Genomic DNA, 9,643 nt, shown 5'->3' with positions numbered 1-9,643 from the left:
AGTAATATAAGGGGCATTTTTCGCCTTACTTTGTAGTAATGCAAAAGCAGCTGCAGTTACTGTCCATTGAGCTGTTTTTGGTTTCTGTGCTCCGTATTCTAATGGATATCTAAACTGTCTTTCTACAGAAGGGTGATGACTGGAGGCGCCGGCAAGAACGTTCTTAGCATTTCCGGATTCTAATATAAGTGATCCAATGATAACTGCCTCCATTGAACTCGCACATGCAGAAAAAACACCGAAATATGGAATAGCAAGCTTTCTTGCAGCAAAGTTAGAGGGTGACATTTGATTTACTAAGTCCCCTCCAATTAGCAAATCAATATTATCCATTTTTTCATGTGCTTTTTTTACTGCTGTAGAACAGGCCTTTTCAATAAATCGACTTGCCGCCTGCTCATATGTTTCATTTGTTTCTTTTTCAGTTTCCAGTACTTCATCAAAACCCTCGGCAAATGGACTTGATTTTTCGACCGGCCCAACTATTACTCCGGCACTTGCAATACTAGGTCGTTGCGTAAATGAAATCGTTCCACCGGTATTTACCACGAAACCACTCCTAATTTAACTAAAATAGTTTTAACTAACGCTACTAAAAAGGCGGAAAGAACACCAAATACAATAACAGATCCTGCAAGCTTAAACATATTACCACCTACACCTAATACATACCCCTCTGTCTTATGCTCGATTGACGCTGAAATTACAGCATTACCAAATCCAGTAACAGGGACCGCTGATCCCGCTCCTCCAAACTGAGAGATTTTTTTATATAAACCTGTCCCTGTTAAGATCATGGCGATAAAGATCATCGTTGCTACGGTCGGATTACCCGCAGTCTTTTCAGTAAAAGGAAAAAAACGTATATAGAAAAAAGTAATTAGCTGTCCAACCGTACAAAATATTCCTCCAACTAGAAATGCTTTAAGACAGCTCATAAATAATGGGGCCTTAGGAGTTTGCTTATCGACGATTTTTTGATATTGTTTTTGATCCATCATGTCTCTTCCTTCGATAGGGATTTAATGTCACTAATTGACTTTTTTAATTCGTCATTTTTCTTCTTCTTGTCTACTATCTTTTCAATTTCCCATTTAATTTTTATATCTCCTGTAACAATTACTTCTTTATCTGGAAACTCTTTTTCAATCGCTTTTTTTACTTCATCTTCTATTTTAACTTTTTGAAAACGTTTGAACCTCGGGATATCTATCGCTACAACAACATCATTGTTATCAATTACACTTTGATATCCGGCAATCTTATCCTGCTCCTTAAGGACTTGCTCAAGTTTTGAGGTATCTCTGTCCGAATACACCTGATCTTTAGGGCTAGAACAAGCCGTCAATAATAAAGACAACAGTAGAATATACACTATTTTGCGCATTAGGCTTTTTGCTCCTCTTTTTTTAGGTTAGTATGCACGCAGACTTTTTAAATATACAAATGGAACTGAGCTATTTGCCCTTGTTCAATTGGAACGATTAACATAAATTACTAAAGAAAGAAGCAAAGGAGGTGAAACAAAATGGGTTGTGGAAAAAGTAATCACCCTTCTCCAAGTCCTTCGACTGGAAACTGTGTATGTGATGTTGTTCAAGCAATAGCAGATATTCAAGCACAAGCTGTAACTGATTGTGGTTCTTGCCCAACTAGCTGTTTTTTAGAACCACTAGGAGGCCTAGTTAGTCCAGTAAATAACCGTGCAGATACTCGTGTATTTATGCTTTTGAATAAGGATGGCACGCCATTCTCTTCTTTATTTAGATATACAGCTCCTGGAACTACTACACCGCAATGTGGTGTTTCAATATTCTTCAGAGTTGAAGAGGTATTTGATAATTGCTGTGCCACTCTACGTGTATTAGCACCATTGGCAACACCAACTGGTACTACTATCGTTGACTTCTTAACGGATGCTGGAACTGTGGATATAGGAAGCTTCTGTAGTGTTAATGATTGGGATGCAACAACAAACTGTGTGACTGTGGACTTAAGCTGCTTCTGTGCGATTCAATGTGTAGCGGATGTATTCTTAGATATTTGTGACTGATCGTCTTTCAATATTGTAGTGTCTTTTCCGTTCGGCTAACTCACCGAACGGTTTTTTTTTATGTTTGGCTATGTTAAAGGGTAGGGTTGATTTATGATCCAAAGAAATCTTAGATCAGAGAGTAGAATTGATTTTTCGCCCCAACCGGACGCTTTCCTCGGGGTGAGCGATAAGCCATCACCCATCGCTAGCTCGCGTGGTTGTGATGTCTTATCTGTCTCCCTCATCCCGTAGGAGTCGCCGTCTGGCGCTCCAATCAATAAATGGGAATAGCTTTAGCATCGAGAAAGCGCTAATAAATTTACTCGCATAAACAAAGCTAAAAAACTGTCACCAACCCCATTTTCATCATCTTTTATGTTCTTAATAGCCATTTGAAAGTTCAATTGTTTATGTTTACAATTACTATAAAAAAGAATTGTTAATCAAAATCAACCAATAACTTTAACAAAGCTTTATGTTTAAAAAACACCTTCCTTTTACTCCCTAAGCAAATACTAAAAGGTTATTCAACACCCCTCTGAGAAAACAGCAGCAACCGCACTTGTCAGCGACAATTACTCCCAACGAAAAACAGAAATCCAACATTTATCGATTACTTTTACGATAGGCTACAACAAAAAAAGCTACCTTTATAAGGTAGCCTTAAACTATTTCAATATACTTCCACGCCAAAATATTTTCTTTACTTGATGGACTGGATACGTCTCTAAGCTCTCGCCATTGATACTAAATATTACCTGCTCATCGGTCACTTCTTGCACTTCACCTTGAATAATACTCCCATCGAGCATATGAAAGCTTAACGGACGATACACTTTTCGTTGAAATGGCTTTGATAAGAATTTCAGCTTTTCAAAAATAGCACTGTTTTTTGTTGACACTGTATTTTTTATCTCATAAATAGAAGTACTTTCCTCTTCTATAATTGTCTCATCTACTACTATTTCTACTTCCTCCTTGGCGCGTAACTGTGGAGGTAGATGAAAAACAGGGGGACCGGATATATAAAGTATAGGATCATTTAAAGAGCTCATAGGCACATCCTTTTTTCCTTTACTTTATGCCAAAAAGATTGGATTGGTGAATCTATAAAGATGATATAAACAGCGTTGCTAAGCCCAAATAAATTAAAATACTAACTAGGTCATTAATAGTCGTTATAAAAGGCCCTGAAGCTACAGCAGGATCGATTTTCAATCTATGAATAAGTAAGGGTATAAAAGATCCTCCAAGCGTTGCAAAAAATATAGAGCCAAAAATCGCTGCTCCTACAAGCATTCCAATCAACAGGTCCTGTTTCCAGAAGTAAATGACTCCAATAACTAGTAAGCCACATATTAATCCTGTTATTAAACCTGTTCCCGCCTCACGAAACAATAGTTTTGTTTTACTTTGTTCTTCAATATCACCTGTTGCAATTCCTCGAACTGCTACAGCGAGAGCTTGAGTTCCACTGTTACCAGCCATCCCAGCAATTAAAGGAATAAACACAGCAAGCAGAGCTACCTTATCTAGTGTTTGCTCGAAAATACTCATAAGATTTGCTGTCATCATACCTAAGAAAAGAAGTATAACTAGCCATGGCAATCTTTTTCTTGCAGCAGAAAATGGCCCCTTATCAAAAGTATCCATGTCAGAAACCGCCGCAAGCTTAGAATAATCATCAGAAGCTTCTTCATCCAATACATCGATAATATCATCTACTGTTACAATTCCTAGTAAGTGGTTCTCAAAATCTAGAACAGGAACCGCTAAAAAATTATAATCCTTGATCATTCGAGCAACCTCTTCTTGGTCCTCGTTTACTAGCACACTAACAACACGTTCATTCATAATATCCTTTATCAGGGTATCTTCATCTGCTACTATTAAATCCCTTAAGGATATTACTCCAGAAAGTCGATGGGCTTCGTCTACTACAAATAAATAATAAATGGTCTCTGCATCAGGAGCTGCATTTCTTAAAATGGTCATTGCAGAACGACAGGTAGAGTTTTCTGGAATTGCTACATATTCTGTAGTCATAATAGACCCAGCAGTATATTCCTCGTAATGTAGCAAATCTTTTATTTCCTGAGCAGATTCCTTATCCATGATATTTAAGTAGCTAGCAACCTGGGCATCCTCAAGTTCGTTTAAGACGTCTACTGCGTTATCAGCAAACATATAGGAAAGCATATCAGCTGCGTATGTCGTATCCATTTCTTTTAAGTAAAATTCATATAGTTCTTCATCAAACTTGTTTGCTTCAAAAAGCTCTGCCATCTCTTTTGGAGAAAGATAATGAAAGATTTTCTGTCGCAGCTCTGGCTCTACCTTCTCAAAAAATAATGATTGATCGTATGGATGTAGCTCCATAAAAATTTCTCTAAATTCATCCATCGAATCTGCAAGTAAAAAATGAATTAAATTTGATTCTTCTAATTCTAATAAATCCATCTTTTCTTCTCTCATATCTTTCCCTCCCCTCGGCATTTATCCTTTACTATTGTAAAACCACTATTTTTATTAAGCAACTGCTTTCTTTATTTGGTAAAAAAGTTACATCAATATATTATTCCCCGGGAAATCATACTAAAACTAAATGTAAAAGAATTCCCTACTTAACCCTACATTAGTACAAGTATAAAGTTACTCTGTATCGACGTTAGAACAAGATGAGCACTACTTATCAAAATGAAACAAGGGTAGCGATTTGATTCACCCCCTTGTTTTCATTCATTATTTATTTTGAGTTTATTTATTCATTTTTCTATTGTAGCTTTTTCTAAAACAGATGCCATATCCATAGGATATTCATCTTCTATCGTTAAAGCTTGTTTTGTAAATGGATGCACCAATTTTAGTTGCTTAGCATGTAATGCCTGGCGAGACATTATATCCAAACTTCCTCCATACAGATCGTCACCTATCAATGGGTGTCCCACTGACATCATATGTACTCTTATTTGGTGAGTTCTACCGGTAAAAAGCTTCAACCTCACGTGAGTCAGATTTTCACCATTTACAGTAAATCTTTTTATTACTTCTACAGACGTTTTAGCTTGCTTACCTTCTGGGTCAATCCTTCTCTCAATTATGCTAGTATCCTTTCGGCCTATTGGGGCATCGATAAGGAAAGAATCTTGTTCTACACTGCCATGAACAATTGCCTCATAGGTTCTAAAAATAGATCCAGCTTTTTGCATTTCACTCATTAAGTGATGAGCATGACGATGTTTTGCAATACAGACTATGCCCGACGTATCCTTGTCCAGCCTAGTCACGATATGTACGGTGGAAACAGATGAATTCCTTTCAAGGTAACCTGCAATCCCATTTGCTATTGTTCCCGTAGGATGCTCTCGAGAAGGAATTGTACTTATCCCATCTTTTTTAGATATAACAAGTAAATGTTCATCCTCAAATAATATAGGAAAGTACATTTCCTCGGCTATTAAGCCTTCGCTTTTTTTCTCTTTAGGAAACACAATAGTTACGAGGTCACCCTTTTCAAGTGTATGTCTAACTGTTTTTTCTTCCCCATTTACTATGATTTGACCACCTTCAAACTTAATACTAGTAAGGGCCTTTTTCGATATGCCGTATTGGCTAATCGCTTCTCTTAGTAAAAGTGATTTATCCACAGTGAAAGAAAGCTGTATTCTATTTTCCATCATTATTTTAAATCACTATCTATAAAGCTGTCATGCACTCTAGTCCAAAAAGGAAAGGCACGGAATCTAGCGAAACGAACTTTTTCTTCTGCAACTTTATATTCAATAGAGGCAACGTCCTTATGAAGCAGGTGTAGATGATCGACAGTAACCATAAAATCTGGACCATTCACTGGTCTTAGTAAACACGTATGATGCTTAGGCAACACTAAAGAAGAACCAACCGTACGGAACACTCGATTATTAATGGAAGCAATTTCAGCTAGCTGCATAGCCTCTAAAGAAGGATGTACTATTGCTCCTCCTAGTGCTTTATTGTATGCAGTACTTCCTGATGGAGTGGACATACATAAACCATCTCCTCTAAACCGCTCGAACAAGCTACCGTTTAGCTCCACATCCATCACTAGGGTAACGTCTGGAGATTTAACTGTTGATTCGTTTAATGCCAAATAAACAGAGCTATCCTCTCCATGCTTATAGTTAATCGTTACTTCAAGTAATGGATATTCGATAACTTTAAATTCTTTCTTGGCAATACTAATCACTAGTTTTTCTATTTCTGAAGGTTTCCAATCCGCATAAAAACCAAGATGACCTGTGTGAATACCAACAAATGCAACAGAATCTGTCATATGCTTGTACTTATGAAAAGCGTGCAATAAGGTTCCGTCACCACCGATGGAAAGAACGATATCAGGATTCTCTTCGTTTAAAGTTAGTCCAAAATCTGTAAGGTACATTTTAGCAGTTTCCATTAATTGATTGGATAGTTCATCATTTCGAGACTGTATAAAGAAATTCATTGTACCACGGCCTCTCTTTTATATTTTTTCTTCTTTTATGTGAGGTGGGGATTGTTCCTTGTTCTCACTAAAATATTTTTGGGCTTCCTGAATCTCACCTCGAATAAGTGACATCTCTTCATCTAAACGAAAAGCAGCCTCTGCGGCATATTGTAGCCTGGTTTTAATTTCTTCTGGAAATACACCTTTATATTTGTAGTTTAGCGAATGCTCTATAGATGCCCAAAAATTCATTGCTAATGTACGAATTTGAATTTCCGCTAATATATTAACCTCACCGTGAATTGTCTGTACAGGGTATTCAATGATGACATGAAAGGATCGATAGCCACTTTGCTTTTTATGACTAACATAATCTCTTTCTTCAATAATAGTCATATCTTTTCTACTACGAAGTAATTGTATAACGGTTTCTATATCATCTACGAATTGACACATCATTCGAAGTCCAGCAATGTCCGGAATTTCTCTTGCAAGTGTTGCAGAAGGTTCAAATACGATTCCCTTTTCTAATGACTTATCATATATACTAGCCAGTGGTTTAACCCGACCAGTTACAAATTCAATAGGAGAGTTAGTATTCTCAATATCAAATTGAGTCCGCATACCTTTCATTTTAACTTTTAACTCATCAACTGCCTGCTTATACGGCTCTAAAAAACGTTCCCATTGGCCCATACTACTAAACCTCCACTTTGAACACTTATTATGCGTTTAAAATTTCTTTAAAAGCATTTTCAACGGCTTGAGAAAACTCTACTCCGTAGTTATCATTGCCTTCTATATTGAAGATTAGCATTTCTAACTCTTCTTTAAACTTCACTAAAACGACTCTTTGATCCCCAATTTGTAAAATAGGATCCTCGGTAGCTTTTAAAGTATTAACTAGTAATGGCCATACATCCTGACCAAATTTAAGATAGTGATATTCGCTATCTCCTTCTAATAAATATACGAAAGCTAAAGAATCAGAATCTGTGATCATTTGTCCGCCAGCTTTTATATTTAACCCTTTAGGCACATCCTCTAAAGTAAACCGAATATCATTTTCTAGTTGCACGCCACTTTGTACTTGAAATGTAATAGGCAAAACACATCGTTCCCTTCTGTCTATTCTGTAACTATTTTAACATATTGAAACTCATTGGAAACCGTCTATAATGAAATAATATGAAAGGTGTGAGACTATGTTATCTGAACAAGAGATTGAATTTAAAAACTTATTAACGAAAGAAGAATTTATGAGTTTGACAGGTTTTTTCAATATCAAACCAAAGCATTTTCAAACTCAAACAAACTATTATTTTGATACACCTGACCAATATTTTAAAAATAATCATATGGGCTTTCGCTTAAGAGTGTTGAAAGATCGAAATGAACTTACCCTAAAATCACCAGTAAAAAAGCACGTGATGAATGAGCAAACAATTTTAGTAACGGATGAGCAAAGAAATTTAATCATTAAGCAATCAGTTTTTCCTTCTATTGCTTTCATTGATGAGCTGATTGCTTCTAAATCCCTTTCTTGCTTTGGTAGTATAGAGACTAATCGTGCTCAATTGAAGCTGGAGGAAGGCATACTTTTCTTAGACCACTCCTCATATAGTCATACTGAAGATTATGAGGTAGAATATGAAAGTAAAGATGTCGAAAAAGGGCAAAAATTCTTTCATGAATTATTGAAAAAACATCAAATCCCCCTTCGTTCGACCGATAAAAAGATTGCACGTCTTGTAAAGGCTATGAATTCTTTGAAAGGTTGATGCTTTATAGATATAAAGTCATTAAAAACGTTAATGGATATTAATGCCATGCAAACATTGGGAAGTGTACAAAGTTCTCAAACTAACAACTCTTCTTCCCTTTTTTCAGAAATGCTTGGACAGGTTCTACAAGAAACAGCTATTGGGGGTCCCACAACTTCTTTCGATTCCCTTTTCTATAGTGGTGACTCACCTGTATATATACCCGAAAACGGTATAAATAATTCCTACCATTCTATGAAAGTTTCTGTAGGTAACTCCTCATCAATAGAAGAAATCATAAACAAAGCTTCTGATGCATATAATGTGCCAGCAAAATTAATTTCTTCTGTCATCAAACAAGAGTCGAATTTTAACCCTAGTGCAATTAGCTCTGCTGGAGCCTCTGGCTTAATGCAACTTATGCCAGGCACAGCTAAGTATTTAGGTGTACAAAACATTCTGGACCCAGAGCAAAACATCATGGGTGGAACAAAGTACCTGAAACAAATGTTAGAGCAATTTGACGGTAATATAGAAAAAGCACTGGCCGCTTATAATGCCGGACCAGGATCAGTAAAAAAATTCGACGGAATTCCTCCCTATAAGGAAACAGAAAATTATGTGAAGAAAGTTCTAAATAATTTCTTAGCTTGACGTATAAACGACCGCCAAAATTGGTCGTTTTTTCTATATTGTTTCTGATTACAGTCTAATTGTTTGAGATATTCGTATTTGATTGCTAAAATGTATTTAGTGCTAAAGCAAAGGAGTAAACAACTATGACCCAGAAGCCGATTTTACCATATGACGAGATAGGTGCAGAAAAATTATCACTCCTTGTTGATACGTTTTATAGCAAAGTAGCAAAACATCCAAAGCTAAAGCCAATATTTCCTGAAGATTTGACGGAAACAGCGCGTAAACAAAAACAATTTTTAACCCAATACCTTGGGGGACCAAATATATATTCAGAAGAACATGGACATCCAATGTTAAAGATGCGCCATAACCCTTTCTCCATTACACCCGAACGTGCAGAAGCTTGGCTAAGCTGCATGTCAGAAGCAATGGACGAAGTCGAACTCGAGGGAAAGGTGCGTCATGATTTATATAGAAGACTTGTACTTACTGCCAACCACATGGTCAATCAAATGAGTCATGAGGAGGAAAAGATGTGACAAGAATACAAATTCCTGTTGAGCCGATCACAGCTCCTATTACAAACAAGCCACTTGAAATGTATTTGTTTTTAGATCCGCTCTGTTCTGCTTGTTGGGATTTGCAACCGATTATTAGAAAATTGCAAGTGGAGTATGGGCAGTACTTTACTATTCGAACAGTGCTTAGTACAAGGCTAAATAATTTAAATACTGCCTGCGT

At 36.6% G+C, this 9,643-nt stretch carries 13 protein-coding genes and 1 pseudogene; 5 read left to right on the top strand and 9 right to left on the bottom strand.

The window, feature by feature from the left end; genetic code table 11:
• From AC06OU_RS10815 to AC06OU_RS10805, 3 genes and pseudogenes are all read right to left on the bottom strand, one after another.
• Positions 1–549 (bottom strand): annotated as a pseudogene (locus tag AC06OU_RS10815) (stage V sporulation protein AD); the annotation flags it as partial.
• On the bottom strand, positions 543–998 hold the full coding sequence (gene spoVAC, locus AC06OU_RS10810) for a stage V sporulation protein AC (protein WP_475855719.1): 456 nt from the start codon (positions 996–998) through the stop codon (positions 543–545). The gene spoVAC and the pseudogene AC06OU_RS10815, both read right to left, overlap by 7 nt.
• Entirely contained in the window at positions 998–1,387 is a 390-nt protein-coding gene (locus AC06OU_RS10805; protein ID WP_342566903.1) for a YhcN/YlaJ family sporulation lipoprotein, read from the bottom strand. Before AC06OU_RS10805 ends, spoVAC begins: the two co-directional genes overlap by 1 nt.
• Before the next feature lie 141 nt (positions 1,388–1,528).
• On the opposite strand from AC06OU_RS10805, the gene AC06OU_RS10800 reads away from it, so the two are divergent.
• Positions 1,529–2,053 carry a CotY/CotZ family spore coat protein gene (locus AC06OU_RS10800; RefSeq protein ID WP_475855717.1) on the top strand — a complete coding sequence of 175 codons (525 nt, stop codon included), beginning with the start codon at positions 1,529–1,531 and terminating at the stop codon, positions 2,051–2,053.
• Positions 2,054–2,703: 650 nt separating this feature from the next.
• On the opposite strand, the gene AC06OU_RS10795 is transcribed toward AC06OU_RS10800, so the two are convergent.
• The 6 genes from AC06OU_RS10795 to AC06OU_RS10770 all read right to left on the bottom strand — a co-directional run bounded on the left by AC06OU_RS10795 (position 2,704) and on the right by AC06OU_RS10770 (position 7,608).
• Complete coding sequence (locus tag AC06OU_RS10795) at positions 2,704–3,090, bottom strand: hypothetical protein (RefSeq protein ID WP_475855715.1); 387 nt, start codon at positions 3,088–3,090, stop codon at positions 2,704–2,706.
• A 52-nt stretch (positions 3,091–3,142) separates the two neighbouring features.
• Positions 3,143–4,510: a magnesium transporter gene (mgtE, locus tag AC06OU_RS10790; RefSeq protein ID WP_169358863.1), complete on the bottom strand. Its 1,368-nt coding sequence runs from the start codon at positions 4,508–4,510 to the stop codon at positions 3,143–3,145.
• A gap of 290 nt (positions 4,511–4,800) precedes the next feature.
• Positions 4,801–5,715, bottom strand: a complete 915-nt coding sequence (locus tag AC06OU_RS10785; protein ID WP_475855714.1) for an RluA family pseudouridine synthase — start codon at positions 5,713–5,715, stop codon at positions 4,801–4,803.
• Positions 5,715–6,518 carry an NAD kinase gene (locus AC06OU_RS10780; RefSeq protein WP_340884562.1) on the bottom strand — a complete coding sequence of 268 codons (804 nt, stop codon included), beginning with the start codon at positions 6,516–6,518 and terminating at the stop codon, positions 5,715–5,717. Before AC06OU_RS10780 ends, AC06OU_RS10785 begins: the two co-directional genes overlap by 1 nt.
• Positions 6,519–6,536: 18 nt before the next feature.
• Positions 6,537–7,196, bottom strand: a complete 660-nt coding sequence (gene yjbM / locus AC06OU_RS10775; protein ID WP_298469842.1) for a GTP diphosphokinase — start codon at positions 7,194–7,196, stop codon at positions 6,537–6,539.
• A 28-nt stretch (positions 7,197–7,224) separates the two neighbouring features.
• Complete coding sequence (locus AC06OU_RS10770) at positions 7,225–7,608, bottom strand: UPF0738 family protein (RefSeq protein ID WP_475855713.1); 384 nt, start codon at positions 7,606–7,608, stop codon at positions 7,225–7,227.
• A gap of 97 nt (positions 7,609–7,705) precedes the next feature.
• On the opposite strand from AC06OU_RS10770, the gene AC06OU_RS10765 reads away from it, so the two are divergent.
• The 4 genes from AC06OU_RS10765 to AC06OU_RS10750 all read left to right on the top strand — a co-directional run.
• On the top strand, positions 7,706–8,281 hold the full coding sequence (locus AC06OU_RS10765) for a CYTH domain-containing protein (protein WP_475855711.1): 576 nt from the start codon (positions 7,706–7,708) through the stop codon (positions 8,279–8,281).
• Positions 8,282–8,329: 48 nt separating this feature from the next.
• A complete protein-coding gene (locus AC06OU_RS10760) occupies positions 8,330–8,917 on the top strand; it encodes a lytic transglycosylase domain-containing protein (protein ID WP_475855710.1) in 588 nt (195 codons plus the stop codon).
• 125 nt (positions 8,918–9,042) lie between these two features.
• Positions 9,043–9,441 carry a globin domain-containing protein gene (locus tag AC06OU_RS10755; RefSeq protein ID WP_475855708.1) on the top strand — a complete coding sequence of 133 codons (399 nt, stop codon included), beginning with the start codon at positions 9,043–9,045 and terminating at the stop codon, positions 9,439–9,441.
• A partial coding sequence (locus AC06OU_RS10750) for a DsbA family protein (RefSeq protein WP_475855707.1) occupies positions 9,438–9,643 on the top strand: 206 nt, incomplete at its 3' end. The genes AC06OU_RS10755 and AC06OU_RS10750, both read left to right, overlap by 4 nt.

This window comes from Psychrobacillus sp. (genome assembly GCF_056205495.1).
This window is presented reverse-complemented; position numbering and strand designations above follow the sequence as displayed.

Excerpts from the sequence above, each read along its gene's own strand:
- spoVAC (WP_475855719.1), bottom strand. The coding sequence starts at position 998 with ATGGATCAAAAACAATATCAAAAAATCGTCGATAAGCAAACTCCTAAG.
- AC06OU_RS10805 (WP_342566903.1), bottom strand. The coding sequence starts at position 1,387 with ATGCGCAAAATAGTGTATATTCTACTGTTGTCTTTATTATTGACGGCT.
- AC06OU_RS10800 (WP_475855717.1), top strand. The coding sequence starts at position 1,529 with ATGGGTTGTGGAAAAAGTAATCACCCTTCTCCAAGTCCTTCGACTGGA.
- AC06OU_RS10795 (WP_475855715.1), bottom strand. The coding sequence starts at position 3,090 with ATGAGCTCTTTAAATGATCCTATACTTTATATATCCGGTCCCCCTGTT.
- mgtE (WP_169358863.1), bottom strand. The coding sequence starts at position 4,510 with ATGAGAGAAGAAAAGATGGATTTATTAGAATTAGAAGAATCAAATTTA.
- AC06OU_RS10785 (WP_475855714.1), bottom strand. The coding sequence starts at position 5,715 with ATGATGGAAAATAGAATACAGCTTTCTTTCACTGTGGATAAATCACTT.
- AC06OU_RS10780 (WP_340884562.1), bottom strand. The coding sequence starts at position 6,518 with ATGAATTTCTTTATACAGTCTCGAAATGATGAACTATCCAATCAATTA.
- yjbM (WP_298469842.1), bottom strand. The coding sequence starts at position 7,196 with ATGGGCCAATGGGAACGTTTTTTAGAGCCGTATAAGCAGGCAGTTGAT.
- AC06OU_RS10765 (WP_475855711.1), top strand. The coding sequence starts at position 7,706 with ATGTTATCTGAACAAGAGATTGAATTTAAAAACTTATTAACGAAAGAA.
- AC06OU_RS10760 (WP_475855710.1), top strand. The coding sequence starts at position 8,330 with ATGCAAACATTGGGAAGTGTACAAAGTTCTCAAACTAACAACTCTTCT.
- AC06OU_RS10755 (WP_475855708.1), top strand. The coding sequence starts at position 9,043 with ATGACCCAGAAGCCGATTTTACCATATGACGAGATAGGTGCAGAAAAA.